Below are 25,823 nucleotides of genomic sequence, written 5' to 3'. Positions count from 1 at the left end.
CTTATTTAATCACCTTTTTATTTTTGCTTGTAAGATATTTTCGGATGGAAAATGAACGTTGTTGACCGTTTTCGTCAACAATTCGTCAACATCATATCTATTAAACCGCATTCCCTATTTGTTTTAACAAGTTTATTATTAATGAAGAAGGTTCATATATAGATATGGGCGCAGCGAATATATAGATAGCATGGATGCCTTGATATGGAGATAACAAAAGTCATTTATAATGGAAGTAATAATATTACAGATTTAGTAAGGCATAATAGACCAGTGTTTAAGGATAATTTGCCTTTTTGAGTTTTAGCCCCTCTCGAATGAGAAGGACTTCTTAGTTATCTTATAGGAACCATGATTTCATTTCGATTACGTATAAAGACAGGTTCTAACACATTATATTCGTTTAAAATATCTCCATGTAAATTCCCCTTGAACCTTGGTACACTGATAGTGATTACCGCTGCATAATCCATCCTTTCTGAACTTCCATTTCTTCCCATACCATGAAGTACCAACGAAGGTCGCTCTAAAGACGAGACTCGCATTCTTTTCCATTTCTTAACTACGGTATCCCATTTCAATTCTCCCCTTCTTGCCTGTTCAGACTGATATTGCTCAGGGGAGCTCGAACAAGGAAGTGAACTAACTGCCCAACCATCCGCTACTAAACTAGCAATCTCTTCAGCATCATTGTCAATATGAAGAGTTTTAGAGGCAGTATTTTTAGTAATTTTATATTTTTTATAGTGGGGATAGAATGTATCTTCAATAGCTGATTCCGTATAATCCTCTATATGTAAAGGATTTGCTTTTGATAAAGTCGCAATCGTCCATGATAAATGCACATCTCCTTGAATATTGGAATTTACAGGCAGTGGAATCGGTAATTTAGCGAATGCTGCTGGATTCAGTGAACTTGAATAGATAATTGTAACATGGTTCTCGTCACACCTTAAAATATCGTCCACGCTTTGGTCCACAATACCATATCCTAATTCATTGTCTACTTGACTATGGTGTTGGGCTGAATGGACAAGCAACGCCCTAGCCACAAGTGGATTAAACTGATTACATCTCCCCAAAATTTCCGCAGCTTTGCTTGCAATTAAAGGGGAAGAGAAGCTTGTACCACAATGTAACCACTTATCGCTGTGATTTGTACTAAGTAGATGCATTGGGTAGTGAGCGTCCCCACCGAATGCAACAATATCGGGTTTAACTTTACAGCCTTCTCTTCCTCCTCCTACGCAACTATAATCAGCCCTTACCTTTTCACCATTACTATTAAAAGTATAGGACCCTATACCAAGTCCGTTAACAATATCAGCTGGAGCTTGAACCCTATTGTAGGGACTTATTTTATTTCCATCGTTACCCACTGCAACAACGAATAGTTTTTTATGGTACCATGCCATGTGATCAAGTGAATATGTGAACCTAGAAATCTCATCATCCAGGATAGGGCCAGAAGGCCCAAAGGATAAATTATAAACATCGATATCATTCCTAGTCGGGACAATTTCTTCAATAAAATCGATAGCCTCGTATAAATCTAAGTCAGCAGGATTACTCTTTGGGAGTACCCGAAAACTTTCGACAGAAACGGTCGGCTCTTGAAGTTGAGAATGGTCCTCATACTGATTAAGGTCTCCATACAAAACCACTCCAGCCACAGCTGTCCCATGATCCACACCTTGTCTAACTGGTCTTGTACTTACAGACTTATTTTCCCTAGCATAGTTAGCAAGTAAAGGGTGTGATGGATCAATGCCCCCATCAAAAATACCCACTTTTATCTGAGAAATATTCTTCCCTACTGGCGGCTTTAAAAGAAGAGGATTGCTTTGAGAACTCCTTAATTCTGGAAAAAAATCAACCGTTAATGGATGAACTGTACGTAATGGATTAAAATCAGTAAAGTCACTTAATACTTTTTTATTTAAAAATACACTAACGAAGGTTGGTCCATTAGGATAAGTTTTTATTCTTAAAGAATTAGGGTCGACCTTGTTTTTATCAAGAATTTTTCTGAACTTATTTAACATTTCTTCAGTATCGTCACCAAATGGGTGAAGCACAAATTCAACAGTACCCTCTTCCCATTTATCATCGAATCCTTGAACTATTTCGGTTCCTGATAGGAATGATATGTCTTCTACTTTTCTAATATCATTTCTTAAACTCTCTGTAAGTTGTGTTTCTTCTTTTGAAAGAATTAATTCAAACTCCTCTAGGCTATCTTTATCTATTTTTACAAAATGCATTTTACTGTGTTTTTCTTTCTTGCCATCTTTTCCATCTATTTCCCATCTTCTTGAACCAATGTTTTCAAATCTAGCCTGTTTAAAGAGAGTGTTAGGCGTGTATGATTTTGCTAAAAACTTCTCATTTAATCGAACTGTTACAACAATTTCATCCATCCGTTTTTCTTCTGGAATATTATTAATATTCTCTTTAAGAACAGAGACCTGGTTTTTAATGTGATTACGAGCTTGACTGAATGTTCTAGGAAAAATAGGAGTGCCAAAACCACCTTTTTTGGTAACAGGCTCAATCATTTTTTCTCCATATCCTATTATCGGTAAATATTCTTTGTTATTTTTATCGCTCATCCTTTATAATCTCCTTTTAGATTATTTATTAATATTTGATGTCGATTTCAAATGATGATTTACAGTTGATACACTTATTCCTAGAATGTCAGCAATTTGTGTTTGTGTAATTTTCTTACCAAAACTACGCCTCATTTCAGTTATCATAACTTTATTGAAATTTGGAATAGTGGTGGCATAACTCTCTTTTAATATCTTAACCAGTACTAATTTAGGGTCTGCTTCTTCAACAATGACTTGGCGCAAAACCTTTTCACAAATCTGTTTAATGTCAGCAGGACTTATGTTTTGTATTGACTTACTTAAAAAACCAATAAAGTCTTCAGATAACTGAGTAATATCTTTATCTAACTGCTTATTCCACAGTTTAAACCGCACTTTCTCATCCGGTAAAGGTATTTCAATTTTTAAATCAAACCTTCTCCATATTGCTTTATCCAAAAATTCCGGATGATTAGTAGCAGCTACAACTATGGAATTATTTGGCCAATCTTCTAGTTCTTTTAATAACACATTCACTATACGTTTTAATTCACCTAGGTCAGTTGGGTCATCCCGTCTTTTTGCAATAGCATCAAACTCATCCAAAAATAATATTGAAGGAGTGGATTTAGCATATTCCAATACCTTCTTTAAATTTTGTCCAGTTTTACCAAGGTAACTTGAAACAGTTGATGCTAAATCCAATGTTATTAAAGGTAACTCCAAGCGATTTGATAAAACTTTGGCTAAAAGTGTCTTTCCCACTCCTGGAGGTCCATGCAAAATGATACTATTAGGTGGTTTTATGCCGTAAGAAAGCAATTTACCCATTACCCTTCGTTCTTTAACAAACCTTTCTACATCATCTTTTGTTTCGTCCACCAAAAAAATCTCTTCATCTAAAATGCTATTATCACTAATTTTAACTAAAGATAAAAAAGTTTCTTTATCTGTCGGTGGTGGGTCAATCCCCAACGACCTGGTTAATGGAGCACCTGCACCATATGTAGTAAGTATGTTTGCCAATTCATCTGAAAGAGAAGGATCTTCTTTTTTAAGTTTTCTAATAATCGTCATCGTTGCTAATTCTACAGTTCTTTTGTCACCCTCTAGAGATGCTCTAATAATATTCGGTAAGTGTTTGAAAATATTATTATTCATTCGATTTCACCCTTCATCATTTCTCTTTCGAATATTTTTATTATAAACACTTATAAAAATTGAGTCAAACCATTTTCGATAATTTACTTTATTTTTATCAATCGAAATTATACACAAATCCTGACTATTATCTGAAATAAAAAAAAGCCTCCCACTGTGTAGTGGAAGACTTCTAGTACACTATTTTATTATTGCACCAGTACTTGGAGCTGCATAAATCTGAACCTTTCCAAAATCACCAGTTTTAATGGTATAAACATCTTTTTGGGTTTCACCAAAGATTTCGTATTTAAGACCACCAAATTTTTTAGGATTAAGATAGCCTTTTTCATTGCCTTTAACCGGCTTTTTTTGAGAGGATAGACCCTCCATTTAGAGTCCGTTTTTGGTAAATAAAGAGTCTTCCCCTTTTTCTTTGCTGGCGCTGTTTTAGGCTTTGTGGCTGGTTTATTTTTGGACCTTATGATGGCAGAATAATCTTTATAAGCATAATTCATATCCACGCGACCACCAATTCCTTTTACAGTACCAGCATTGGTATACTGCCACATACCGTAACTCTTATCATATGTGCACTTTGAGCCCCACTGCGCTACCCACTTATCATATTTATCCAACTTACTACTATTAAGCTGATTATCTAACCAGCTCTTGCTGGCATAGAGTGAGACATAATATCCGGCATCCTCCACGATTGATAAAAAGGTGCCACAGATATCAACTAATGTTGCATTTCTTAGCATACCATGGTTTGTTTATAATGATCAGCATCCTCCATATCAAAAGCAATTGGATAGGATGGATGTTTGCCTTTTAATAATCTAATAAAGTGTCCTGCTTCGCTTTTAGCTTCTGTGACATTTAATGCATAGCTGTAAAGATAAGCACCCCAAGGTATTCCAACTCTCTCAGCTTCTTTTACATTTCTTTCAAATTGAGCATCGTCCTGGGATTTAATATCACTTCCGATTCCTAAACGTATCATAGCAAACTCTATTCCATCAGCTTTAGCCTTATCCCAATCAACCTTACCCTTATGTTCAGATACGTCCATTCCTTTTCGCTTAATCATTCTTTATCCTCACCTTTCCCTTTTATACCTGAATAATTTGCTTTAATTGATCTGGAATAGGGCCCTTAACTTTCCACCATTTTCTGTGATTGAGATAAACTCTATTAAAATATAAGCAATGGTTACCCCGTCACCGATATATTTAAGGCCGTCTACTACACTAGCAAGCATGTAAATGGCTCCAATTAGTAGAATGACATACATCTTTCGAATAAAGCCATTTCGCCCAATAGAGCTTGAGAGATTCTTATTTACGATTGCTGCCATAATCCCCGTTGTATAGTCAATGGTCATCATTCCAAGTAAGATGACAAACGCTAGTCCTAAACCATCCACTAAATACGATATAACAGCCCCAATCACTCCTACTGTACCTTTGATTAATAAATCTACTCTTTCCATGTGCTCAACCTTCTCTCAATAAAAATAGCCCCGATTGGCTCGGGGCGTATCAATTATATAAATAGTAGAAAATATACCTACTCATTGAAAAAAACTTGTTTGAACATCAATATTGTAATTTAAAGGAAAAGCCCATTTTATGTCGAATTATATTTATTAGCGCGAGATATATTTAAAAAAAAGGGGGCACATTTATATGATTATTCAATCCAACATTTATAGGCGATCAAAAGAATCTGATGAAACTAGATCCATAGATGGAATAAAAGTTACACCACCATCAACTCCAACCCCTAAAAAATAATTTAATTATGTTTCAATTACAAATATTTGAAAGGAGTTGTAAAAATTGACAAAAAAGCCATCTGATAACTCTGGCGAAAAGCTTAATAAATCCATAGACGGAACTAAAGTTTCCCCTCCTAAATCTATAAAACCTAAAAAATAAATTTATTTCAAGGTTGATAATTTTTGAAAGGGAGAACAGCAATGCCAAAAAAACCACATGGTAAACCAAATTCTAAGCCAGTTGGAAAACCTTCACCAAATACACCGGGCGGGGGAGTAAACAGTTCAGTAGATGGAATCAAAGTATCTCCGCCGCCTATAAAAAGAACAAACTAATTATTATCTTCAGGAATGGAGTTTTCATCAAAGAATTTATGATCTATTTCTTCAACTACCATTCCTGATTTTGTGTCAATGTATATTCTATTAATCTTATATGGATTGGCTTTTATTGTATTCTTCCATTCTTCTGTAGCCTCGAGGACTAGCGCCTTATCTGATTCTAATGGCCTTGAAGCTTTAGTCATTGACCCAATAATATAATCCTCTTTTTTATCTATTTTATATACTCTATAAACTGCTTCTTTTCCATTAGCTTTTTTATTTTTATCTTTTTCGTATTTAATAAAAAATTCTTCCCAAACTGTAGTGCTACTTGATAAGGGGGCAATATTTCTTGAATTTCTAACATCATTTATTCTAGCTCTTAAAAACTCATTTCCCCATAAACTCCACACCCAACATAGAAAGAAACTAACTATAAAACTGACCACTAAAAATAAGAATAAATATTTAATATCTGATGTAGCTTTACTTAATGATTCAACTGTCCAAACTTGTTGTACAGAAAGGTATTTTATTGATATTAATGCCCCCCAAGTATTTATAATCAATAAAGTAATGAAACTTACTGGTAACCATAGCAGTGCTGCAATACCCGATAATTCAGGAGCCGTATGCTTGACAGAAGGATTAAGACCAAATACCTGTAACCAAAAATAAGCCATTATTCCAGGTAGTATAAATATGAATGTACTCAAAAATTCAGCCATTATTTCACCTCTTCTATTAATATTCTACAAAATCCCTGTTATACCTTCACACATAAAAAACCACCAACTAAATAGTGGTGTTTATGTAGTTTAATCTTTCAACTTTGCAATTTAATGACCACGATCGGCTCGGAGCATACTAAAAATATTTGATTACTATTTTAAGTTACCATGGATTGACCGCATCAAAGATAAAGTCATAAGTGATTTTCATTGTGTTCTGAGAAGTATTTTCAACAGGTGCTGGAAGAAGATTTCTTGCACCAAATGTTCCCATCAGGGCTCTGCTGATAGCAAAATTATTGGCATCATTACAATGGTATTTTGCATTTGAATCCAATATTTTCATTTACAAAAGTTCCTCTATCACAGTAACTATTTTGATATTGATAAAAAAGTTCTGTAACAGGTTTTATCAACTGTCCATGATTTTGTATATATCATGAATTAATTTCATAAATCTGAGCCCTACGGACTCAATGCTTTCAAATACTAAAAAAAAGAATACCTCCCCAAAATGTCGAAATAAGTAAGCACCATACAAACTTATAAGACTGGATGAAGACTCCCTATGACTATTAAACAGTAAGGAAGCCTGTTTGGACTACAAGAATTATATGATTTAGAACCTACCCATCGTTTTGAAGCTGTTTTTTCAGCTATCGACATTGAACCTATCTTCGCTGTGGTAACGAAGAAATCTCGTTTTGGCAGACCTGTAGAACTGAATTATACGGCTATGATTTACTCACTAGTTGCCCGATTAAAGTAATGAATTCCATTTATCAAAAACCTAGTGAAGCAATTAAGAAATGATATGGTTTTCCGTCTAGACTGCGGTTTTTTGTCTCTGATACGGTACCATCAGAAGCAGCTTATTCAAGAATGGTGATAATTCTTAGTGAATCTAATGTTCTTGAAAAGGTTAAGGAAACGATTCTATATCAAGCCATTACTGAAGGATTTATCACGGATGAAACGGCAGCCACTGATGCGACACACTTTAAAGCTAAAGATCAAGCACCTTCGAAAGAGGAAAAACCAAAAACTGAACCCAAGAAACGCGGACATAAATCAAAAGAAGAGAGAGAACAATGGTTAATTGAGAAGGCTGAACGTGAAGCCAATCTATAATCTGAAGATTGATGAGGATTTTAGTGCTACTTATATACGTAAGATGCACCAGATGCTAAATAAAGCATTTGATCAAGCTCGAAAATGGAGGAGGATACCTTTTAACCCGGTTAAAGATGCAGATCCACCTTCTATAAAAAGAGAGGAAATGGAAATCTGGTCAATCGAGAGTATTAATCAATTTTTAAACGCTAACAGTGAAGAAAAAACCTTCCTCGTATTCTTTCTTGCTTTGTACACAGGGATGAGAAGAGGAGAAATATTAGGGCTAAAATGGGAAGACATTGATTTTGAGAAAAAGACTATATTTGTAAATAGATCCTTAGCATTTGTACCTGAAAAGAGATATATATTTACAAATTTAAAGACCACAAAATCGAAAAGGCAAATTCCAATTTCAAATGAAGTTATCCAAAAAATACTGCAATATAAAGCAAAACAAGATGAATGGAAAGAACGACTTAAAGCCGCGTTCGAAGATAATGATCTTGTTGTTTGTACCGAAATGGGTAAACCACAAGATCCCCAAAATGTTTTACGTGTAATGCAACGTCTATGTAAAAAAGCAAAAGTACCGAAAATTCGATTTCATGATTTGAGACATACTCATGCTTCACTTCTACTCAACTCTGGTGTAGATCCTGTAAAAGTAGCTGCACGATTAGGACACGCAAACCGCGTGTTACATTAGAAATATATGCTCACTTAATACCCACAAATCAAGATAATGTCGCGGAAATCTTTGAGAAAAACAAAAGGCCTGTATCCCTTGAATTTCAAGGAATACAGGCCTCTGCTATTATGATTCCGACTGGTCTCGAACCAGCGACCTCTACCCTGTCAAGGTAGCGCTCTCCCAGCTGAGCTACGGAATCGCTCTATATATCTTCAGGTGAAGACACAATATAATATACGATTTTTCACTAAAACTGTCAACCCCATCCTATCGCTCTTTCCGCAAAAACAGCCATACCAACAGCACTCCACCAATCAAACCATAACCAACTACAATAGCTTGATCCCACCAAAAATGACCTCCTAAAGAAACCGTATCTCCCCCACTTAAATAAGAAATGACGAAAAGCACCGGAGGAAATACCCACAACACAACCTTAGCCCATACCCCGAACTCAGCCAATGATTCATAGGCAAGTGAAATAACCAGCACCAGCACCGCTCCTAACCAGGCATATTTCTTTAAAGCAAAGCGTGTAGCCGAAAACAGAGTTCCAACCATAATTCCGAAAATGGCAAGCATCCAATGACTATAAATTGAAAGCCCATAATGAATTCCACTTAGACTCCCATGGAAATTCCTCATCACAATCGAATAAAACTCGGCAAACAGAAATAGCGGGAAAGCCACGATGAAGCATGCCAACCATTTTCCAACAAAAAATAAACGTTTACTCCCAAGCTGCAGAAATAATATATGCTTTTCACTTTCCTCTTCAAGTGTAAAAATCGTCATCGCAATCCAGGCCATGGTTAAGTATAGGGCAATGCTTGAAACGGCATAGCTACTTAGGATAGGAACATTTTTATAGGCATATAAAATAAACACCCAACCTAAAAACACCGTGACGGGAGGAATAAATTTCAATGAACGAATATAACTTTTCAATTGATATCGAATAAAAACTGCCATTTTGATCACTTATCCCTTACCTCTAAGATTGATGCCCCGTTTAATAATAGTTCCTTTAATACAGAATCACTTTCACTCGCTTGAGTATGAACTACGGCTATTTCTGCACTCTCGAACTCTACCTTATCCACCAAAGTTGAAATATCCAGTTCTGTCGGAATCCTTGCTTTTATCCATTTCATAGGTTCACTTTTCACTTCTCGGTTGTCAGATACAATTCTTCCCTTATCTAATACAATCTTTCTATCTGAAATCGTGTCGACAAAGTCACTTTCATGAGAGGTAAAAATGACCGTCGTTTCCTTTTTGATCAGTAATAATTGCTGAATAAGAGACTGCTGAGATGCTTCGTCTAACCCGGATAATGGCTCGTCTAAGAGAAGGACATCTGGTTTCATTATTAACGCTTGAATGATGCCGGCCTTTTGCTTCGTACCCTTTGATAATTTTTTCAAAGGTAATTCTAAGTAAGATTCAATCCCAAACAACCTAACCCAATGAATCATGTCTTCCTTCCATCCCACCTGCCCATTCATTCCTCCAAGTAATTGCAGATACTCCTTCAATTTAAAGCGCAAATTCTCAGGGAAATGTTCAGGAACATAACCAATTCTCAAGACTTGCCGAGAGATATTCCCCTGATTTGGTTCGTATAAAGCAGCCAATAGTTTTAGCAAACTGCTTTTTCCCGATCCGTTATGACCCGTAATGGCAACGACTTCTCCACTGTTCAATTTGATGTCAATCTCATCTAAGATTGGATTCCCATCAATAATTTTACTTACCCTTTTCGCTTCAAAAATCACTCGACTCATGCTCTCACCAGCTTTCCAGTCAAACTCATCAACTTTCTTTTTCAATAATGGTAAAGGAATCTGCCTCAATCACCATTTTTTTATCACTGCCATTCTTCACTATTTTTTTCTTCTTATGAAAAAAAATAGATTGTGAGAGGCTTTCTTCGATTTCTTTTTTCATCATATTTGCAATCGCAAGCAACAGGAAAAATCCAAATATAGAGCTTAACACGATCCAAGGTGCTCTCATGAATTGCATGAAATTCTGTCCAATTAATCCAGCCCATTCATTAGATAAAGAGGATGGAAGATAGGTCATAGGGTCTCCCGATATTAATCCGGATTGGGATTGTCCGCCAATAAAGAAGGTGAAAATCCCTAAATGCATCATTAGCACTAGCGTTTGAAAAAACTGTTGCACAACCATCAGGATTCCGTAAGAAATCAGATAAGGAACATAATGCTTTCGCAATACATGGAAATGACTCGCCCCCATTAAGTAGGAACTTTGAACAAAGGTTGATTGTTTCCACTCATCAATTAAATCCGTTGTATAAAAAAGCATAGTTGGAAAAGCAACAAAAATCATCACTAAAAATTGATAAATAACAACTTTCATAACAGGTAGCCCAGTAAAAGGAGCCACAGGTACCATCAAGGCAAAGGTGATAAATAAAGTTGGTATATATTGAAACGGAAGAAAAAAATCTTTCAAAACTGGGATAATTTTTGGTAGCCATAATGACAATAACACTCCAAAGAAGGCCCCAAGCAAAACCCGGAAGAAAGAGACAAAAATCGCCCCTAAGATCGTATACTTGGCCCCATTCACCATTTGCAGAAAGAGATCATTCCCACTAATATCCGTGCCAAATGGGTGCTTCCAGGATGGAGAAAACGGGGCGGATTTGTCAATATCACCATTTTGATCGTAATGAAAATAATCCTTGCCGTAGTCTGCAGGTGCCCATAGCGAGTATGTCAAACTGGCTATGACCAGAATGAGCAGAATGACTATCCCGAACATCGTCTTTTTGTATTGTACAAGATTCATAGCTGCCCTCCTCTCGCTAGGCGTTTTTTCTTCATCAGGTAAATAACAAATTCAATCACAATCATCGGCAGGATAAAAAGAAAAAGGGAGATCGCTAGTAAAACAAAATCAACATCATAGGTTAAATACTGATAATTATGATGACCAGTAATAATCAATTGGTTAAATAGAGATCTTGTAAAGCCATCGATGCTGAAAATATATTCAACAAGTAGAAGATTGGATAGAATTAACCAAATAATTACTCGTAAATGAATAATGGCGTAAGGAAATATATTTTTTAGCAGGTGTTTAAAGGAAATGTCCCAATTTGATAAACCTTTCGCCTTAGCTAATAAAACATATTGCTTGTCCGATTCCTCTTCAAACGATTTGATTAAAAATTGCGCCATAAAAAAGATGGGAAGAAATGAAACAGTCACAATTGGAATAAAATAAGGATAAGCGTTGGTTCCATATAGCTGCAAAAACTTTATTCCTGTTGACTTATATAAAGTAATCACAAAAAATTGAAATAAAAAAATCACTAATAAATCTGGAACCGCTTCTGTTAGATTGAGAAAGCCTTTTGCTCTGCTTCGCCATTTTCCCGACAAGAGAAGAACGCAAATTGCAATCAAAAGCCCTGCTAAAATGGTGAATAAAAGAGACAAAATAAAGATTGTAAGCGAGTATCCGATTCGATCCCCAATATTTGATTCAAAGAGGATATGAAAAATGTTATGGTCTTCCACCTTGATTGAGCTAGGAAGAATCCCCATCTTCTCCACTAACTCTCTCCGACTCATATGTCGAACCGCATCATATTTTTCAAAAAAACCCTTTACATTCTCAAACCCAAAAGAGATTTTGTTCTTATGAACAGCAATCATTAATGGAAAAAACAAATAAAATAAAAAACCAAGGATGATCACGACTAGTCGCAATGGTAGAAAAGCGATTTTTTTCAAAGCGGCTCCTCCTCTCAAATAATGGAATCCCTTATATGGTAACATATTTAATTCACGAATAATCAAAATAATCCAAAATGCAAAAAAGAACATGTGTTTGTTTTTTTTATTGTACAAAGAACATATGTTCGTATATAATAAATACAAAGGAGGAATCCAAAATGATGGATCAACTACTCTCTCGATCATTGAAAGAAAACATTCCGCTTGAGATGATTTACCTTTCAACCAGAGGACAAATTTCACAGCGAAGAATATGGGTGAAAGAAGTAAAAGGAAACTATGTTCGTGCCTTCTGCACCTTAAGGCAGCAAACACGGCTATTCAAGATTGATCATATTCTTTCTGTAATGCCAGTAAAAGGATACCGCAAACAAATTAGCTAGTATAACTCATCATCCCTTCATGCATATTGCATGAAAAAAAGTCCTCAATAATGAGGACCCTTGAAAGATTCATGATTATTTTAATTCATATTCATCATACATCTCTCCATCAACATATCCTTCTTCAAGGGCTTCCTGTCTATCACGTAGATTATGAGCAAGGCGAGAGGCAGCTGTTGCCGCAATGCTTGCCACAATATCATCTAAAAAGGTATGAACCCCTTTCCCTGACTTTGTATCTAATTCCTTAATAATTCCAATTTTATTTTTATCCAAATGACCAAATGTGGTGACGGCAATACTTCCATAAGTTAAGGTTGCTCCAATTGCAATCGTTTCATCAATTCCAAATAGCCCCTCATCCGTTTCCACAATCGTTTGCAATGGTTCAGTAAGTTTCTTTTGCTCAGCTAAGCGGTCAAGCTCTACCCCCACTAGGATCGCATGCTGAATTTCTCTTTTATTTAATACACGGTCTACACTTTCGATACATTCTGAAATATCTAAATCCTGATTATAAGGAGCCTGCATTTCATATACAATTTCACCAATTGCTTCAATCGCAACGCCTCTTTCAATTAGCGCCTTTCGTGCAGCTTCCGTCACTACCTTACTATTCACCTGTTTCATAAAAATACCTTCTCTCACAAAATATGAAAATATAACAATATTTTCATTATAGCACGAGCCGATTCGTTTTCCTGAATGAAAATTCGGGTCCAATCCTCGTTCAAAAGGGCATGATCCCCTATAGTTATGGTAAAATCACATTAACTTGACGTTTATGATCTGGAGGGATATTCATGGAATTTCCACGAGGAACAATTAGTGATAGAACTTTTTTTAGCAAGGAATTAGGAGAAGAACTCCAATTGCTTATTTATTTGCCTCATTCTTTTTCACCACTTTATAAATATTCCTTATTAATTGCCCAAGATGGAAAGGATTACTTTCAACTTGGAAGGATTGGTAGGATTGCGGATGAACTACTTGCAAAAAATAAAATTGAAAACTTAATCATTGTCGGAATTCCCTACAAAAGTGTTGAGGACAGACGGAGAAAATATCATCCTGATGGCGAGCAAAATAGTGCATATATCCGTTTTCTCGCCCATGAGCTCGCTGCCTTTTTAGATCAAGAGTTTCCAACATACCAAATGGGCATGGGACGAGCATTAATAGGAGACTCCTTAGGGGGAGCGGTATCACTTATGACTGCCCTTCAATATCCCCATACGTTTGGAAAGGTGATTCTGCAATCACCTTTCGTCAATGAAAAAGTGCTTTCAGCCGTTGATCACTTTTCGGAAAATCATTTAATAGAGCTATATCACGTGATAGGCAAGAAAGAAACTAAGGTACATACAACTGATCACTCTATCCAGGACTTTCTTACACCGAATCGCGAACTATCACAGCTGTTGCGCGAAAAAAAATTTCCTTATTTCTATGAGGAGTTTGCAGGTGATCATACCTGGAAATACTGGCAGCCTGATTTAAAACGGGCATTATTGGAAATGTTTAAATAAAGGTGCTGTTCCCTTGCACCTAAATGCCTCAAACATCAATCAAAAGTTGTGTGTTGTGAGTCGCGTACTTTTTCAGTGAAGCAATGGATATAATAATATTAATCATTGGGAATATTTGATATAATATGGACTACGGAATTAAGAAATTTGTCCTTCCTTCATCCTTTCTGACACACAAGCATGGATAATTTGTTAAATATACATTGGGAGGTTATGGTATGAAATTTGGAATTGTTATTTTTCCTTCGAAACAATTGCAGGATCTTGCCAACTCTTACAGGAAGCGCTATGATCCGCACTACTCACTCATTACTCCTCACTTGACCTTGTTAAGTCCCTTTGAAGCCTCTGAGGATTCTATTAAGACTGGAGTCAATCAATTGCAACAAATCGCAAGCAAAGTGAAGCCATTTCCATTAAAAGTCACAAAGATTAGTTCTTTGAAGCCAGTCAACAATGTCATTTATTTCAAGGTCGAGCAAGTGGATGAACTCAAAACCCTGAACCATGAGCTAAATTCCCAATTCAAAGAGCCCTCAGAATATGCCTTTGTCCCACATATCACGATTGGACAAAAGCTTTCGGATGATGAGCATACCGATGTCTACAGTTCACTCAGATTACAGCAAGTACAACATGAAGAAATCGTCGATCGTTTTCATTTGCTTTATCAATTAGAAAATGGATCATGGACGGTTTATGAAACATTTCATCTTGGAAAGGAATAGATTAACGTGGAAATCAAAATTGTCACCAATGAACAAGAATTACAGGATGCCTTTACAGTTCGCAAAATCGTATTTATTGATGAACAGCAGGTACCCGAAGAAGAAGAAATTGACCAATACGATGAGGAAGCGACACACTTTGTCGTCTATCAAGATCAGCTTCCGATTGCAGCTGGCCGCTTTCGCGTTTTTGAAGGCGCTGGAAAAGTGGAAAGAATCTGTGTCATGAAGGATCAAAGAAAAATTGGAGCAGGTCGATTTATCATGACCCAAATTGAGGATTATGCGAAAGAACAAGGTCTTTCTACCATAAAGCTCAATGCCCAAACCCATGCGATTCCCTTCTATAGTGGTTTAGGCTATGAAGTTGTTTCTGAAGAATTTTTGGATGCAGGAATCCCGCATCGCGCTATGAAGAAATCCATTTAACTTATCTAAGGAACTATTTCTGACCATTCAAAATAGAAATAGTTCCTTTTTCTTCATCTGGTTTACTCCCTATACCTTCTCATCCATAATATGCCCCACTCCTGTCAATTGAGCAACCACCAATCGGGAAAGCTGTTTTTCTTTTCTATTCTTTTCTTTTTTATCTCTCTCATCATGTCCCTTTTTTCCTAAACGATTGATTCTTTGAATTGGTAGCTGAGAAGCCATGACATACTTTTGCTTTGCCTTTTTTTCAACGGATTGCCAAGAGGATTTAATGGAAATAACCCACATCAAACTTCACCCCCATCATGAAAAATGAAAACTTTTCCGCGAATCTCTTTTTCATATGTATATGTTTTGGTATGATTAAATTTGTGTTATTTTTTGCAAACGAGGGATCTTATGAAGACTGCAATCCATGGCAATAAACTATTAAATCTTGATTTTCTTAGCCGAGAAAGCTACCAGCATATATATGAAGAAGGAAAAAAGGGGAAATTAACCTGTCCTGAATGTGGCGAATCCGTTCGTTTATTTTTAGGAATACAAGAGAGACCTTATTTTTTCCATATTTTATCAAAGAATCCAATTTGTAAGGATTCCCAACAACTTGATGAAATCAAAAAAGAAGAGCAAACAGAAGCTAATGAGATAGGTGGTTTCCGTATTCCAAAATCACGTGCAATAGCAACAACAGAAGCAACTAAACCACTAGAATATAAAAAGGCACACCCCGTGAAAAAGGCACCTCCTTTTGTGGCTCCTAACGAGGATGAGGTTCAACACACCCTCCCTTTTTTACAAACCTTGTCTAATCATAGTGTCTCCCTAGACACTCATCAAAGAGAGGCTGTTTCCGATACAGAAGGCCCACTCCTTGTTCTTGCAGGAGCTGGTAGTGGGAAGACACGCGTATTAACAACAAGAACAGCATATATGCTCCATGAAAAAAAAATTCAACCTAATTCTATTATGCTAGTCACCTTCACAGCCAAAGCGGCAGCAGAAATGAAAGGAAGACTGCTTACTTATCCTGGAATACAAAGAACTGCTGTACAACAGCTTGTCTCAGGAACATTCCATAGCATTTTCTATCGAATTCTCTCTTTTCATCATCCAGATGTATGGAATTCGCAAAAGTTGATCAAAAAAGACTGGCAGAAAGAACAGATCTTAAAGACAGCCGGACGGGAGCTTGAGCTTGAGGAGAAAGAATTTTCCTATGATGTAGCTCTTCAACAGATTGGTTTTTGGAAAAATTCATTAATCCTCCCCCATCAAGTGCAGACAGAATCTAAATGGGATGAAAAAACCGCTTCCCTTTATCAATATTATGAGGAATATAAACAAAAACAGGAGCTTTTTGATTTTGATGATATGCTGATTGGTTGCTATCAATTTCTCCAAGATAATCCAGAAATTCTTGTGCAATACCAAAATCGCTTCCAATATTTCCTTATCGATGAATTTCAGGATATAAATAAGGTCCAGTATGAATTGATAAAATTATTATCGGCCCGTCATCAAAATGTCTGTGCCGTTGGCGATGATGATCAATCCATCTATGCTTTCCGCGGGAGTGATCCACATTATCTTTTACAATTTGAAAAAGATTTTCCAGATGCCAAACTGGTCGTGTTAAGCCAAAACTATCGTTCCTCCCATGAGATTGTCACAACTGCCAACCGCGTGATTGAAGGCAATAAAGTAAGGAGGCCTAAAAAAATGCAAGGGCAATTTTCACAAGGGGAGCCTCCACTATTGTTTTTCCCCTATGATGAGGAAGAGGAGGCAACCATGATTGTTACGGATATGCAAGAAAAGCTATCCAATGGCTACCGACCAGAGGATTTTTGCATCTTATTTCGAACGAATACCGGAAGCCGGGCGATGTTTGAAAGATTGGCTAATTCCAGTCTTCCATTTAAAATCGATCAAGATGTGGAGCCCTTCTATGAGCGTTTTATGGTTAAAAGCATGCTTTCCTTTTTACGCTTGAGCCTGAATGAAGAGGACCAAACATCGGTGAAATATATTTTGCCAACTCTTTTTGTGAAGCAATCAATCTTTAATGATTTACGCGCAAAGAGCATTCTTGAGGATCGCACTCTTTTAGAGTGCTTATCGGAAACGAGGACAGGCTTCGCTTTTCAAGAGCGGAAATTGAAAAAGCTTCTTCCTGTATTGCGCACAATTCCTTCTCTCTCCCCACTGACTGCTATTGAGACAGTGGAGAAGGAGCTCGGATATCAGGATTTTGTGAAAAAACGCGGAAATGAAGGAAATCAGTTAGATAAGGGTTCCGATGATGTGCGTGATTTAAAAGTTGCTGCTAAACGATTTACAAGCTTGCAAGAATTTTTAGAGCATGCGGACCATATGACCGCCATGAATCGTGAAATCAAAAAAATGAGTAAAGAAAAGAATGATTCCATCACATTGAGTACAATTCATCGGGCAAAGGGATTAGAATATAGAGTTGTCTATATTCTTGGTGCTGTAGATGGCAGTCTACCCCATGATTTTTCTTTAGAAGCTTATCGCAATGGTGATGAAGGACAGTTGGAAGAGGAACGACGCCTTATGTATGTAGCCATCACTAGAGCCCGTGAACAGCTTTATCTTTCCGTACCAACGAAAAGGCGGGGAAAAAAGGCGTATCCTTCTCGATTCTTAAAATCTATTAAATAACCAAAGCCTCAGAATCTAAAGTATTCTGAGGCGACCCTTATCACAGAAAAAGCTGAGAAGAGCTTAAAAATCTACCCATTTTAAGTCATCCAGCCTGCATTTTCTCTCTTTTCATTTTTTTATAAATGCGGACACTTCAAAATCATCCATTCAGTTCGATCCCCATGCAAATAAATAGCTTCATTTTTTGGTATTTAGCATCTTTGAAATGGTATTAAAGTCAAGCTTTTTGCCATCATTCACGATGGATTTGACGATCTTATCTTCCATTTCCTTTGGGACTCTTTTATTCGCAATCTGAGAAACTCTTTTGATAACGCCTCTCACGGTTTTTTCGTCTTTAAAGTTCGCATTTTGTAATGAACCTGCTAAATCAAGAATATCCTTCATATTCACGCCTGTTTTTTTCTCAACATTTTTAAAGAATTGGTTATCCATGAATCACACTACGCCTCCTTAGTAAGCTACTTTATATAGTATGAAAAAAGAATTGAAGTGTGATTTCATGGATTGGAAAAGAGGAATCACTCCCTACTAGAATATTCCCTTCCTTTCCCTTACAAATTCACCTGCGATTTTCTACCAGAGAAAAGCGATAATACATTCGCACCAAACATTTTATCAATTTGCTCCTCTGCCACTCCTCGTTGACGTAATACAGGGAGGACATTTTCAAATAGATGGAGTGGATGCCAATTTTTCATCATATCAGCTACTGGCTCTGGCATTACCGGCGGACGCCCCAACCAAACTGTAATGGAATCATGGGATAACATTATTTGATCTTCATATCCTTGTTCTATTAAGGAAAGCAATGTTTCAATTCTTGTCTCGTCATATGGAGCGCCAACTAAACCTTGGATTCCAAATCGATCAAAGCCGATTTTGACTCCTTGATCCATCACTTCCTTATGATAGCTAGGATTCGTGTTACCGCACATATGACCGATAATGATTTTTTGCGGATCAGCTCCAAGCTCAATGAGCATTCTTGCTTGCTCCGGTCCCATGGTTCCTTCTTGGGTATGGGTTAAAATAACGATTCCTGTTTCCTGCTGAACCTTTGCGGCCGCACAGAAAAACATTTTTTCATATTCCGTAATCCGATCTTTGCTTGAAGCTAGCTTAATGATTCCTGGCTTAATTCCTGTTCCTGCGATTCCATCGGTGATTTCCTCCATAAACATTTCATAGATTTCCCGTTCTGCACTCCCAAGGCTCCATCTGAATTGAAAGTATGGTGGTGCTCCTTCCCCCTCATAATAATAGCCTGTTGCACAAATAATCTGCAGACCCGTTGCTTCTGATACTTTCTTTAGAAATAATGGATCACGTCCACACTCATTTGGTGTTGGATCAACAATGGTTTGAACTCCATAGCTCATGACTGCCTTAACTTGAGCTATCACTGCTTGAAGTGCCTCCTCCTCATTAAAAGGACCTAAAGTCACATCCCCTTGATAACCTGGATAACCAAAAATCATATGCTCATGAATTAATGTTTTTCCTAAATCCTCAACTGCAATGGGACCTGTAACCGTTTCTACCATTTGACTCATTATTTCTCCACCGCCTCGATTTTTTTCTTTTCTTCTTCTTGCAATTGTCTCCATAAAATTTTCCCGCTTGCCGTAGTTGGAAAATGATCTCTAAATTCTATGATTCTAGGGTATTTATAAGCGGCCATTTGCTCTTTTGCCCATTCGATGATTTCCTCCTCTGTTACCTTGCCAATTGCATCAGGCTGTAGAATCACAAATGCTTTAACCGTTTCTCCTCTTTTAGGATCCGGAACCCCAACGACACATGCCTGCTGGACAGCGGAATGTTTATAGAGGAAAGACTCGACCTCTGTTGGCCATACCTTAAATCCAGAAGCATTAATCATCCGCTTTACCCGATCAACAATGAAAAAATAGCCCTCCTCATCAAATCGGGCGATATCTCCTGTGCGGAAGAAGCTTTTTCCATCGATATTGATTAGTGACTGCTCTGTTTCCTCTGGGCGATTGTAATAACCTTTAAATACTTGCGGACCACAGACGACAATTTCACCAATTTCATGAACCCCCTTCTCCTGTAAAGTGACGGGATCAATTATTCTTGCATCGACATCGAAAGCTGGAACTCCCAGACACTGAAGTTTTGGTCGATCAGGTGGATTAAAATGGGTGTGGGAAATCGTTTCTGATAAACCATATCCTTCGACAAACCGTAAACCGGTTAACTGAAACAATTTTTCCCCAACTGCTTCCGGAAGTGGTGCCCCGCCGCCAGCAATAACCATTAAGGATGAGAGGTCATAGCTTTGAATGTTAGGATTGGCGAGAAAATCAATAAGCATGGTACTGATATTTACCCAATGAGAAATTTGGTATTTTTCAATTGCTTGAATAGCAAGATTCCGATTCCATCTTGTTAATATCACCATGGTGGATCCTGTGAAAATGGGCGCATGCATACTGTGCAGCATGCCCGTCACATGGAATAGGGGCAAAGTTGATAAATGAACTGCATCAGAGGTTGTAGTATTCCAAATCGAAGCGCTTACAATATTAGCCTGAACGGTCCGATTCGTATGAATGCAGCCCTTAGGCATTCCAGTTGTTCCCGAGGTATAAGGCAAGACCGCAATATCATCTGCCTCACCTGTAAATGGAGTGGGGTTGTGACCTTCTAATAGCACCTCCTGCCATAGATATCGCCCTTCCCCTTTCAATGGTTGTCTTGCTGTCAACACTTCTTGAGGCCATTCCGATTGTTGCTCCTCTTTTGCACAATAATCGGAATAGGCGGCAACCACGATAGATTTAAGTGAAGTTGTTTCAATTAATGGTTCAATTTGTGAATATAATTCCTGACCAACGATGGCTATTTCACTATCACAATCCTTTATATAGTAGCGCAATTCACTTGTTGTATTCATCGGATTGATTGGAACAACAATCCCTCTAACACGCAAGATGGCATAGAAGGCAATCAAATATTGCGGAGAATTTTGCATAAATAAAAGGACTCTGTCACCAGGTTTCACATCAAGTTTTTGTTCAAGAAAGCCACTAAGTGCATCCACCTCACGTAGCAATTCAGAATAAGTTAGTGAGGCTCCATAATAGTATAATGCCTTTTTGGTTGGATAACGTTTGGCTGTTACAACAAGATTATCGTAGATGGTTGTTTCAGGCACTGTTAATGATTTCGCTATTCGCTTTGGCCAATGGGCAAAATGCAACGTATTCACACTCGTTTTCCTCCTTAAAGTATTGATCAGATTTCCATTTGGCGGCTCATCCTTTGCCACCCACCATCCTTTTGGTCAAAACGAAGACGATTGTGGAGTCAGGATTATTTTTCCAATTGTTTTTCTTGATTGCAATAATTCATGAACTCTTGCCGCATCATCTAGCGGATAGACCCCTCCAATGGTTAGCTTCAACTTACTTTCTGCCAATAAAGAGAATAATTCCTCCAAGCTTGGCTGAAGTATTTGCGGATGCCGCATAATCTGTGGAAGAAAAAAGCCGATGACTGATTGGTTTCTTGCCATCAGTGAGGTTGGATAAAGTGGAATTTGCACCCCACTTGCATTTCCAAAGATAACAAGTCTCCCAAAAGGAGCTAAGCATTTTAGCGTTTGATGGAAGATCTCTCCTCCTGCCATCTCTAAAGCAACATGGACTCCCTTTCCCCCTGTGGCCTCGCGAACTTCTTTTTCCCATCCGTCCTTGGTGTAATTAATTAAAACATCTGCACCCATATCCTTTGCAAAGGATAGCTTTTCATCTGTACTTGCTGTTGCAATGATTTGACCAGCCCCAAATATTTTGGCAAGCTGAACAGCGAGAGACCCGACTCCACCAGCAGCAGCAGAAACGAGGACACTCTCCCCCTTTTCAAGCCTTCCCATTGTTTTTAACACATGATAGGCGCTTAGCCCTTGCAAGGGAAGAGCCGCTGCCATTTGAAAATCCAAATTCTCGGGCAAAGGAATTAGGGAGCGCTCATCTGCCAGTGCATATTCCGCATACCCACCGGATTCAATCAATGTTACTACTTTTTGACCGGGTTGAACCGTAGAGACTTGGTCTCCTATCTCCACTATGATCCCTGCAATTTCAGCACCTGGTATAAACGGTAACGGGGTTGGAACAACATATTGCCCTTCTCTTCGGGCAGTATCCGCATAGTTCACCCCGATTGCATGGATTTCAATGAGGACCTCATGTCCCCTTGGCAGCGGTTTTTCAAGTTCCGTTTGTTTTAATACTTCCGGTCCACCGTATTCCGTAAATTGAAAAGCCTTCATTTATTTCCTCCTCACATCATCTTGACTGAAAATAGTAAATCAATTCGAACAGCCTATTTCCCTTTAAAAGCCGGCTTTTTCTTTTCTTTAAATGCCACAATTCCTTCTTGATGATCCTCTGTTTGTACCATCATCGTTTGCGTAATTCGTTCTTGCTCCAGTATCTCCTCCAAAGTTGCTGTTAAAGAGTGATCAATCAATTTTTTCTGCATTGCATACGCCTTCCCTGGTCCATGGGCAAGCTTTGCTGCATATTTCCCTACTTCCTCCTGAAGTTTTTCCAGTGGCACTAAATGGTTGATCACACCGAGCTCATATAATCTTTTCGCTGGAATTGCTTCCGCGCTAAAGAAGAATTGCTTTGCGAGATGAGGACCAATCAATCTTGGTAAATGAAAAGATCCACCACCGTCAGAAATGAGCCCTACCTGGGAGAAGCTTAAGGCAAATTGACTATCCTCTGAAGCGATAATTAAGTCACAGGCTAATGCAAGATTAAAGCCGGCACCTGCTGCAAATCCATGTACAGCTGCAATAATAGGCTTTTCGCAATCCTTCATTGTGACAATCAACTCATTAAGTCGACCAATATGCTCATACACCTGAACAGCACCTGATTCTCCCATTGTTTTCACATCACCGCCGGCAGAGAAGGATCTTCCTGCACCGGAAAGAACAATCACTCTTACATCTGGATTTGTTCCCGCTTCTTGAATCGCATTGGTTAATCCTAATATCATATCTGGACTAAAGGCATTTAACCGTTCTGGTCGATTTAATGTTAAAGTCAAAATAGTCTCTTCTAACTGAATTAATAAGTCTTGCTTACTCATTAAATCCTCTCCTTCACATTTGGCTTTTAGTTTTCCGTTCGCATTGCAAAACCCTCTTCACTCTTCTTCACAAACTTTCAAGCTTCCAATCTACTAAACAATTAACCAGCCACCGTCCACTAGCAGATCAGAGCCTGTCATATAGGATGCTTCATTTGAAGCAGTAAAGGTAATAACATTCGCAATTTCCTCTGGCTTTGCTACCCTTCTTAATGCCGTATTCCGTTCGATTGCTTTGACAAACCTTTCATTTTCTAGCCCGTCTTGAGTTAACGGAGTATCGACAAATCCGGGGGAAACGGAATTCACTCTAATTCCGTATGGAGCAAGCTCTAACGCTAAAGCTCTTGTAAAATTAATAACACCTGCCTTCGCAGCACTATAATGAGGAATATTGGCTCCTGCCTGATGTCCTGATAGGGAGGCCACATTCACTATCGCACGATTTTGCGGAAAATCATCCCCTTTTGCCGCTTCCACCATAAGTTTTCCCAACACTTTAGAAACGATAAAAACCCCCCGTAAATTTACTTCTTGGACATAGTCCCAATCATCAACAGATGTTTCGAGGATTGTTGAATTCTTGGAACCTCCTGCATTATTAATAACAATATGCAAATCCCCAAATTGTTCTTTAACATGTTCAGCCAACTCAAGTACATCTTCTTCATTCGTGACATCAGCAGGGAATATTTCTGCAACTGGGATTTTTTTCGTTTCATTGATTTCCTGTGCTGTTTCTAAAAGCTTGGCTCTCGTCCTTCCAACCAAAATCACTTTTGCCCCTTCATTTGCAAGACGAATGGCTGTCGCCTTTCCAATCCCACTTCCAGCACCAGTAATAAGAGCGATTGTTTGTAAAAATCTCATTGAAACACTCTCCTTTTCATTTGCTGATATTTTCCATTACAATGGCAATCATCGTTTTCAAGTTTCCAATTCCTTTTCAATGCGAAATGTTTACAACCATTCAAAAGGAAAAATTATGAGCAGGTAAATTGACCGGCTTCATATTGTTTTTCAGCTATCATTCGGTTGCGCTCATAGCCTTTTCCATATAATTGATATCGACTGCATTCCCTAGTAATCAGTTCAACCAATTGCATTGCATCCTTCTCATCCTTACAAAGTTCTAATGCATGGATGCGTGCTAATTTTTCTACCCCCCAAAGTGAATCTTGTAAATAAGTTCTTGTTAAATCAATCTTCAATTTAGAAGGCGCGACTCCACGCTTCAAGATAGATTTATAGGTACGATACACGGCAGATTCCGCTCCAAAAAGGAAAATTGCCATATCCGCAAGACGCATTAGCGCTTCCTGTTCATGAACCATCTCTTGCCCAAATGTCTCAACGGTGATTCCAGCACAAACTAAAAAGAGATGGCGCATGAATTCAATCGTGCTGCGTTCACGAGCAAACTCACCTTCAAGCAAATTCATTCCTTTTTGAAGCTTATCTCGAGCTTCCTTTACCTTTTCTTGAAGAGGGATGTCTCCTTTCATTGCTTTTCGGAATAAATGCGTTGGGATAAGCAAACGATTGATTTCGTTCGTTCCTTCAAATATGCGATTAATCCGTGAATCACGATACATTCGCTCGATTCCATAATCATTCATAAATCCAGCTCCACCATGTAATTGAAGTGCCTCATCGACAACATAATCCAAGGTTTCTGAGCCAAATACTTTGCAAATCGCACATTCTGTTGCAAACTCACTTAGCTTGTTTGCGATTAGCCTTTGATCAGCTAATTCATACAATCCCCCTAATGCCTCTTCTAAAAGGGCAGCTGTACGATATTGAACGGATTCAGCCGCGTAAATTTTAGCAGACATCTTGGCGATCTTTTCTTTTAAAGCAGGAAATTCAGCAATTGGCTTACCAAACTGTTTTCTCTCCCGAATATAGGGAACCGTCGCTTTTAATGCCTGTTTTGCTCCTCCCATACAGGCGAAGCCAAGATTATAGCGTCCAAGATTTAAAACATTAAGGGCAATGACATGTCCTCGGCCAATTTCCCCCAAAATATTTTCAACTGGAACCTCGCAATTCTCTAAAATAACTGATCTTGTTGAGGAGCCTTTAATTCCCATCTTTTTCTCCTCAGGACCTAAAGAAAGGCCAGGAAACCCTCCCTCAACTATAAAGGCTGTAAAATGTTGCCCATCCACCTTGGCATAAACGATGAACGTGTCGGAGAATACTGCATTCGTAATGAATATTTTCGTCCCATTTAATAAGTAATGAGTTCCTGTCTCATTCAGTCTTGCAGTTGTTTGCGAGGATAATGCATCTGAACCCGCATTTGGTTCCGTTAAACAATAAGCCCCAATATATTCCCCGGATGCAAGCTTAGGTAAATACTTCTTTTTTTGCTCCTCTGTTCCAAAATAAGTAATTGGCAAAGTAGCTATGCATGTGTGATTAGAATGAGCAACCCCATAACTGCCGGTTGCTCCAACATTCTCCCCCACTATTCCTTTACTGATCTTATCTAAACCAAGACCACCGTACTTTTCAGGAACACTGTGGGCAAGCAACCCGAGCTCCCCAGCCTTATGCATTAAATTAACAATCAGCTCAAAATTTTGCTTTTCAATTTCTTCTTTATTTGGCAGTACTTCCTTTTCTATGAACTGTTTAGCTGTTGCATTAATCATCTTGTGCTCATCGGTTAAATCCTCTGCTGTAAAAAGCTGCTTCACATCCAGCGTTTTTAATAAGAATTGAGCACCTTGATTGATTTCATTGATTTTCACCATC

General features: G+C 38.0%; 27 protein-coding genes, 1 tRNA gene and 1 pseudogene. 8 read left to right on the top strand and 21 right to left on the bottom strand.

Annotated features, from left to right (window positions below; genetic code table 11):
- Nucleotides 1–335: 335 nt before the first annotated feature.
- The 5 genes from ACE38V_RS01150 to ACE38V_RS01130 all read right to left on the bottom strand — a co-directional run bounded on the left by ACE38V_RS01150 (nt 336) and on the right by ACE38V_RS01130 (nt 5,229).
- Nucleotides 336–2,612, bottom strand: coding sequence for a S8 family peptidase (locus ACE38V_RS01150; protein WP_375839291.1), 2,277 nt, complete (start codon nt 2,610–2,612; stop codon nt 336–338).
- Between the two features lie 21 nt (nt 2,613–2,633).
- Nucleotides 2,634–3,755 carry an AAA family ATPase gene (locus ACE38V_RS01145; protein ID WP_375839290.1) on the bottom strand — a complete coding sequence of 374 codons (1,122 nt, stop codon included), beginning with the start codon at nt 3,753–3,755 and terminating at the stop codon, nt 2,634–2,636.
- 188 nt (nt 3,756–3,943) lie between these two features.
- On the bottom strand, nt 3,944–4,498 hold the full coding sequence (locus ACE38V_RS01140; protein ID WP_375839288.1) for a GH25 family lysozyme: 555 nt from the start codon (nt 4,496–4,498) through the stop codon (nt 3,944–3,946).
- Nucleotides 4,492–4,827 carry a GH25 family lysozyme gene (locus ACE38V_RS01135; RefSeq protein ID WP_375839287.1) on the bottom strand — a complete coding sequence of 112 codons (336 nt, stop codon included), beginning with the start codon at nt 4,825–4,827 and terminating at the stop codon, nt 4,492–4,494. The genes ACE38V_RS01140 and ACE38V_RS01135 overlap by 7 nt, the downstream gene beginning before the upstream one ends.
- 42 nt (nt 4,828–4,869) lie before the next feature.
- Nucleotides 4,870–5,229 carry a phage holin family protein gene (locus ACE38V_RS01130; protein WP_375839286.1) on the bottom strand — a complete coding sequence of 120 codons (360 nt, stop codon included), beginning with the start codon at nt 5,227–5,229 and terminating at the stop codon, nt 4,870–4,872.
- 489 nt (nt 5,230–5,718) lie between these two features.
- Between ACE38V_RS01130 and ACE38V_RS01125 the strand changes: the two genes are divergently transcribed.
- A complete protein-coding gene (locus ACE38V_RS01125; protein ID WP_375839285.1) occupies nt 5,719–5,853 on the top strand; it encodes a hypothetical protein in 135 nt (44 codons plus the stop codon).
- Here ACE38V_RS01125 and ACE38V_RS01120 read toward each other — a convergent pair.
- Together ACE38V_RS01120 and ACE38V_RS01115 are read right to left on the bottom strand one after the other, a co-directional pair.
- Complete coding sequence (locus ACE38V_RS01120) at nt 5,850–6,569, bottom strand: hypothetical protein (protein WP_375839284.1); 720 nt, start codon at nt 6,567–6,569, stop codon at nt 5,850–5,852. The two genes, ACE38V_RS01125 and ACE38V_RS01120, sit on opposite strands and share 4 nt — an antisense overlap.
- Nucleotides 6,570–6,735: 166 nt before the next feature.
- Entirely contained in the window at nt 6,736–6,918 is a 183-nt protein-coding gene (locus tag ACE38V_RS01115; RefSeq protein ID WP_375839283.1) for a hypothetical protein, read from the bottom strand.
- 246 nt (nt 6,919–7,164) lie between these two features.
- On the opposite strand from ACE38V_RS01115, the pseudogene ACE38V_RS01110 reads away from it, so the two are divergent.
- Nucleotides 7,165–7,700: pseudogene (locus ACE38V_RS01110) on the top strand (transposase); the annotation flags it as partial.
- A gap of 46 nt (nt 7,701–7,746) precedes the next feature.
- Nucleotides 7,747–8,394, top strand: a complete 648-nt coding sequence (locus ACE38V_RS01105; protein ID WP_375839647.1) for a site-specific integrase — start codon at nt 7,747–7,749, stop codon at nt 8,392–8,394.
- Nucleotides 8,395–8,505: 111 nt separating this feature from the next.
- Here the strand turns inward: ACE38V_RS01105 and ACE38V_RS01100 are convergent.
- The 5 genes from ACE38V_RS01100 to ACE38V_RS01080 form a co-directional block, all read right to left on the bottom strand.
- Nucleotides 8,506–8,578 (bottom strand) — tRNA-Val (locus ACE38V_RS01100).
- A gap of 68 nt (nt 8,579–8,646) precedes the next feature.
- Nucleotides 8,647–9,351 carry a hypothetical protein gene (locus ACE38V_RS01095; RefSeq protein WP_375839282.1) on the bottom strand — a complete coding sequence of 235 codons (705 nt, stop codon included), beginning with the start codon at nt 9,349–9,351 and terminating at the stop codon, nt 8,647–8,649.
- Nucleotides 9,352–9,356: 5 nt separating this feature from the next.
- On the bottom strand, nt 9,357–10,166 hold the full coding sequence (locus ACE38V_RS01090; protein ID WP_375839281.1) for an ATP-binding cassette domain-containing protein: 810 nt from the start codon (nt 10,164–10,166) through the stop codon (nt 9,357–9,359).
- Between the two features lie 28 nt (nt 10,167–10,194).
- Nucleotides 10,195–11,202: a hypothetical protein gene (locus ACE38V_RS01085; RefSeq protein ID WP_375839280.1), complete on the bottom strand. Its 1,008-nt coding sequence runs from the start codon at nt 11,200–11,202 to the stop codon at nt 10,195–10,197.
- Complete coding sequence (locus ACE38V_RS01080; RefSeq protein ID WP_375839279.1) at nt 11,199–12,152, bottom strand: ABC transporter permease subunit; 954 nt, start codon at nt 12,150–12,152, stop codon at nt 11,199–11,201. Before ACE38V_RS01080 ends, ACE38V_RS01085 begins: the two co-directional genes overlap by 4 nt.
- A gap of 161 nt (nt 12,153–12,313) precedes the next feature.
- Here ACE38V_RS01080 and ACE38V_RS01075 point away from each other — a divergent pair, with 161 nt between their 5' ends.
- Nucleotides 12,314–12,538: a hypothetical protein gene (locus ACE38V_RS01075; RefSeq protein ID WP_375839277.1), complete on the top strand. Its 225-nt coding sequence runs from the start codon at nt 12,314–12,316 to the stop codon at nt 12,536–12,538.
- 75 nt (nt 12,539–12,613) lie between these two features.
- Here ACE38V_RS01075 and ACE38V_RS01070 read toward each other — a convergent pair whose 3' ends face one another.
- Entirely contained in the window at nt 12,614–13,168 is a 555-nt protein-coding gene (locus tag ACE38V_RS01070) for a phosphatidylglycerophosphatase A family protein (protein ID WP_375839276.1), read from the bottom strand.
- A 173-nt stretch (nt 13,169–13,341) separates the two neighbouring features.
- Between ACE38V_RS01070 and ACE38V_RS01065 the strand changes: the two genes are divergently transcribed.
- The 3 genes from ACE38V_RS01065 (at nt 13,342) to ACE38V_RS01055 (ending at nt 15,224) form a co-directional block, all read left to right on the top strand.
- Complete coding sequence (locus tag ACE38V_RS01065; RefSeq protein WP_375839275.1) at nt 13,342–14,067, top strand: alpha/beta hydrolase; 726 nt, start codon at nt 13,342–13,344, stop codon at nt 14,065–14,067.
- 218 nt (nt 14,068–14,285) lie between these two features.
- Entirely contained in the window at nt 14,286–14,795 is a 510-nt protein-coding gene (locus ACE38V_RS01060) for a YjcG family protein (protein ID WP_375839274.1), read from the top strand.
- A 6-nt stretch (nt 14,796–14,801) separates the two neighbouring features.
- The gene (locus ACE38V_RS01055; protein ID WP_375839273.1) at nt 14,802–15,224 is read left to right on the top strand and encodes a GNAT family N-acetyltransferase; all 423 of its coding nucleotides are present in this window, start codon (nt 14,802–14,804) and stop codon (nt 15,222–15,224) included.
- A gap of 69 nt (nt 15,225–15,293) precedes the next feature.
- Here ACE38V_RS01055 and ACE38V_RS01050 read toward each other — a convergent pair whose 3' ends face one another.
- Entirely contained in the window at nt 15,294–15,521 is a 228-nt protein-coding gene (locus tag ACE38V_RS01050) for a hypothetical protein (protein WP_375839272.1), read from the bottom strand.
- A 108-nt stretch (nt 15,522–15,629) separates the two neighbouring features.
- Between ACE38V_RS01050 and ACE38V_RS01045 the strand changes: the two genes are divergently transcribed.
- The gene (locus ACE38V_RS01045; RefSeq protein ID WP_375839271.1) at nt 15,630–17,918 is read left to right on the top strand and encodes a UvrD-helicase domain-containing protein; all 2,289 of its coding nucleotides are present in this window, start codon (nt 15,630–15,632) and stop codon (nt 17,916–17,918) included.
- 180 nt (nt 17,919–18,098) lie between these two features.
- Here the strand turns inward: ACE38V_RS01045 and spoVIF are convergent, their stop codons facing one another.
- The 7 genes from spoVIF to ACE38V_RS01010 all read right to left on the bottom strand — a co-directional run bounded on the left by spoVIF (nt 18,099) and on the right by ACE38V_RS01010 (nt 25,822).
- The gene (gene spoVIF, locus ACE38V_RS01040; RefSeq protein ID WP_375839270.1) at nt 18,099–18,356 is read right to left on the bottom strand and encodes a sporulation-specific transcription regulator SpoVIF; all 258 of its coding nucleotides are present in this window, start codon (nt 18,354–18,356) and stop codon (nt 18,099–18,101) included.
- 119 nt (nt 18,357–18,475) lie between these two features.
- Nucleotides 18,476–19,477 carry a phosphotriesterase family protein gene (locus ACE38V_RS01035; RefSeq protein WP_375839646.1) on the bottom strand — a complete coding sequence of 334 codons (1,002 nt, stop codon included), beginning with the start codon at nt 19,475–19,477 and terminating at the stop codon, nt 18,476–18,478.
- On the bottom strand, nt 19,477–21,159 hold the full coding sequence (locus ACE38V_RS01030) for a long-chain fatty acid--CoA ligase (RefSeq protein WP_375839269.1): 1,683 nt from the start codon (nt 21,157–21,159) through the stop codon (nt 19,477–19,479). The genes ACE38V_RS01035 and ACE38V_RS01030 overlap by 1 nt, the downstream gene beginning before the upstream one ends.
- Nucleotides 21,160–21,234: 75 nt before the next feature.
- Nucleotides 21,235–22,224, bottom strand: coding sequence for a quinone oxidoreductase family protein (locus tag ACE38V_RS01025; protein WP_375839268.1), 990 nt, complete (start codon nt 22,222–22,224; stop codon nt 21,235–21,237).
- Nucleotides 22,225–22,277: 53 nt separating this feature from the next.
- Nucleotides 22,278–23,057 carry an enoyl-CoA hydratase/isomerase family protein gene (locus ACE38V_RS01020; protein WP_375839266.1) on the bottom strand — a complete coding sequence of 260 codons (780 nt, stop codon included), beginning with the start codon at nt 23,055–23,057 and terminating at the stop codon, nt 22,278–22,280.
- 93 nt (nt 23,058–23,150) lie between these two features.
- Nucleotides 23,151–23,927, bottom strand: a complete 777-nt coding sequence (locus ACE38V_RS01015) for an SDR family NAD(P)-dependent oxidoreductase (RefSeq protein ID WP_375839265.1) — start codon at nt 23,925–23,927, stop codon at nt 23,151–23,153.
- Between the two features lie 113 nt (nt 23,928–24,040).
- Nucleotides 24,041–25,822 carry an acyl-CoA dehydrogenase family protein gene (locus ACE38V_RS01010; RefSeq protein WP_375839264.1) on the bottom strand — a complete coding sequence of 594 codons (1,782 nt, stop codon included), beginning with the start codon at nt 25,820–25,822 and terminating at the stop codon, nt 24,041–24,043.
- Nucleotide 25,823 lies beyond the last annotated feature (1 nt).

The organism is Cytobacillus sp. Hz8, from assembly GCF_042263505.1.
Classification (GTDB): Bacteria; Bacillota; Bacilli; order Bacillales; family Cytobacillaceae; genus Bacillus_BE.
The sequence above is the reverse complement of the archived record's forward strand: the minus strand, read 5'-3'. Positions and strand labels throughout refer to the sequence as shown.

What these genes read in the sequence shown, in the direction of transcription:
- ACE38V_RS01150 (WP_375839291.1), bottom strand. Translation starts at nt 2,612, where the DNA reads ATGAGCGATAAAAATAACAAAGAATATTTACCGATAATAGGATATGGA.
- ACE38V_RS01145 (WP_375839290.1), bottom strand. Translation starts at nt 3,755, where the DNA reads ATGAATAATAATATTTTCAAACACTTACCGAATATTATTAGAGCATCT.
- ACE38V_RS01140 (WP_375839288.1), bottom strand. Translation starts at nt 4,498, where the DNA reads ATGCTAAGAAATGCAACATTAGTTGATATCTGTGGCACCTTTTTATCA.
- ACE38V_RS01135 (WP_375839287.1), bottom strand. Translation starts at nt 4,827, where the DNA reads ATGATTAAGCGAAAAGGAATGGACGTATCTGAACATAAGGGTAAGGTT.
- ACE38V_RS01130 (WP_375839286.1), bottom strand. Translation starts at nt 5,229, where the DNA reads ATGGAAAGAGTAGATTTATTAATCAAAGGTACAGTAGGAGTGATTGGG.
- ACE38V_RS01125 (WP_375839285.1), top strand. Translation starts at nt 5,719, where the DNA reads ATGCCAAAAAAACCACATGGTAAACCAAATTCTAAGCCAGTTGGAAAA.
- ACE38V_RS01120 (WP_375839284.1), bottom strand. Translation starts at nt 6,569, where the DNA reads ATGGCTGAATTTTTGAGTACATTCATATTTATACTACCTGGAATAATG.
- ACE38V_RS01115 (WP_375839283.1), bottom strand. Translation starts at nt 6,918, where the DNA reads ATGAAAATATTGGATTCAAATGCAAAATACCATTGTAATGATGCCAAT.
- ACE38V_RS01105 (WP_375839647.1), top strand. Translation starts at nt 7,747, where the DNA reads ATGCACCAGATGCTAAATAAAGCATTTGATCAAGCTCGAAAATGGAGG.
- ACE38V_RS01095 (WP_375839282.1), bottom strand. Translation starts at nt 9,351, where the DNA reads ATGGCAGTTTTTATTCGATATCAATTGAAAAGTTATATTCGTTCATTG.
- ACE38V_RS01090 (WP_375839281.1), bottom strand. Translation starts at nt 10,166, where the DNA reads ATGAGTCGAGTGATTTTTGAAGCGAAAAGGGTAAGTAAAATTATTGAT.
- ACE38V_RS01085 (WP_375839280.1), bottom strand. Translation starts at nt 11,202, where the DNA reads ATGAATCTTGTACAATACAAAAAGACGATGTTCGGGATAGTCATTCTG.
- ACE38V_RS01075 (WP_375839277.1), top strand. Translation starts at nt 12,314, where the DNA reads ATGATGGATCAACTACTCTCTCGATCATTGAAAGAAAACATTCCGCTT.
- ACE38V_RS01070 (WP_375839276.1), bottom strand. Translation starts at nt 13,168, where the DNA reads ATGAAACAGGTGAATAGTAAGGTAGTGACGGAAGCTGCACGAAAGGCG.
- ACE38V_RS01065 (WP_375839275.1), top strand. Translation starts at nt 13,342, where the DNA reads ATGGAATTTCCACGAGGAACAATTAGTGATAGAACTTTTTTTAGCAAG.
- ACE38V_RS01060 (WP_375839274.1), top strand. Translation starts at nt 14,286, where the DNA reads ATGAAATTTGGAATTGTTATTTTTCCTTCGAAACAATTGCAGGATCTT.
- ACE38V_RS01045 (WP_375839271.1), top strand. Translation starts at nt 15,630, where the DNA reads ATGAAGACTGCAATCCATGGCAATAAACTATTAAATCTTGATTTTCTT.
- spoVIF (WP_375839270.1), bottom strand. Translation starts at nt 18,356, where the DNA reads ATGGATAACCAATTCTTTAAAAATGTTGAGAAAAAAACAGGCGTGAAT.
- ACE38V_RS01035 (WP_375839646.1), bottom strand. Translation starts at nt 19,477, where the DNA reads ATGAGTCAAATGGTAGAAACGGTTACAGGTCCCATTGCAGTTGAGGAT.
- ACE38V_RS01025 (WP_375839268.1), bottom strand. Translation starts at nt 22,224, where the DNA reads ATGAAGGCTTTTCAATTTACGGAATACGGTGGACCGGAAGTATTAAAA.
- ACE38V_RS01020 (WP_375839266.1), bottom strand. Translation starts at nt 23,057, where the DNA reads ATGAGTAAGCAAGACTTATTAATTCAGTTAGAAGAGACTATTTTGACT.
- ACE38V_RS01015 (WP_375839265.1), bottom strand. Translation starts at nt 23,927, where the DNA reads ATGAGATTTTTACAAACAATCGCTCTTATTACTGGTGCTGGAAGTGGG.
- ACE38V_RS01010 (WP_375839264.1), bottom strand. Translation starts at nt 25,822, where the DNA reads ATGGTGAAAATCAATGAAATCAATCAAGGTGCTCAATTCTTATTAAAA.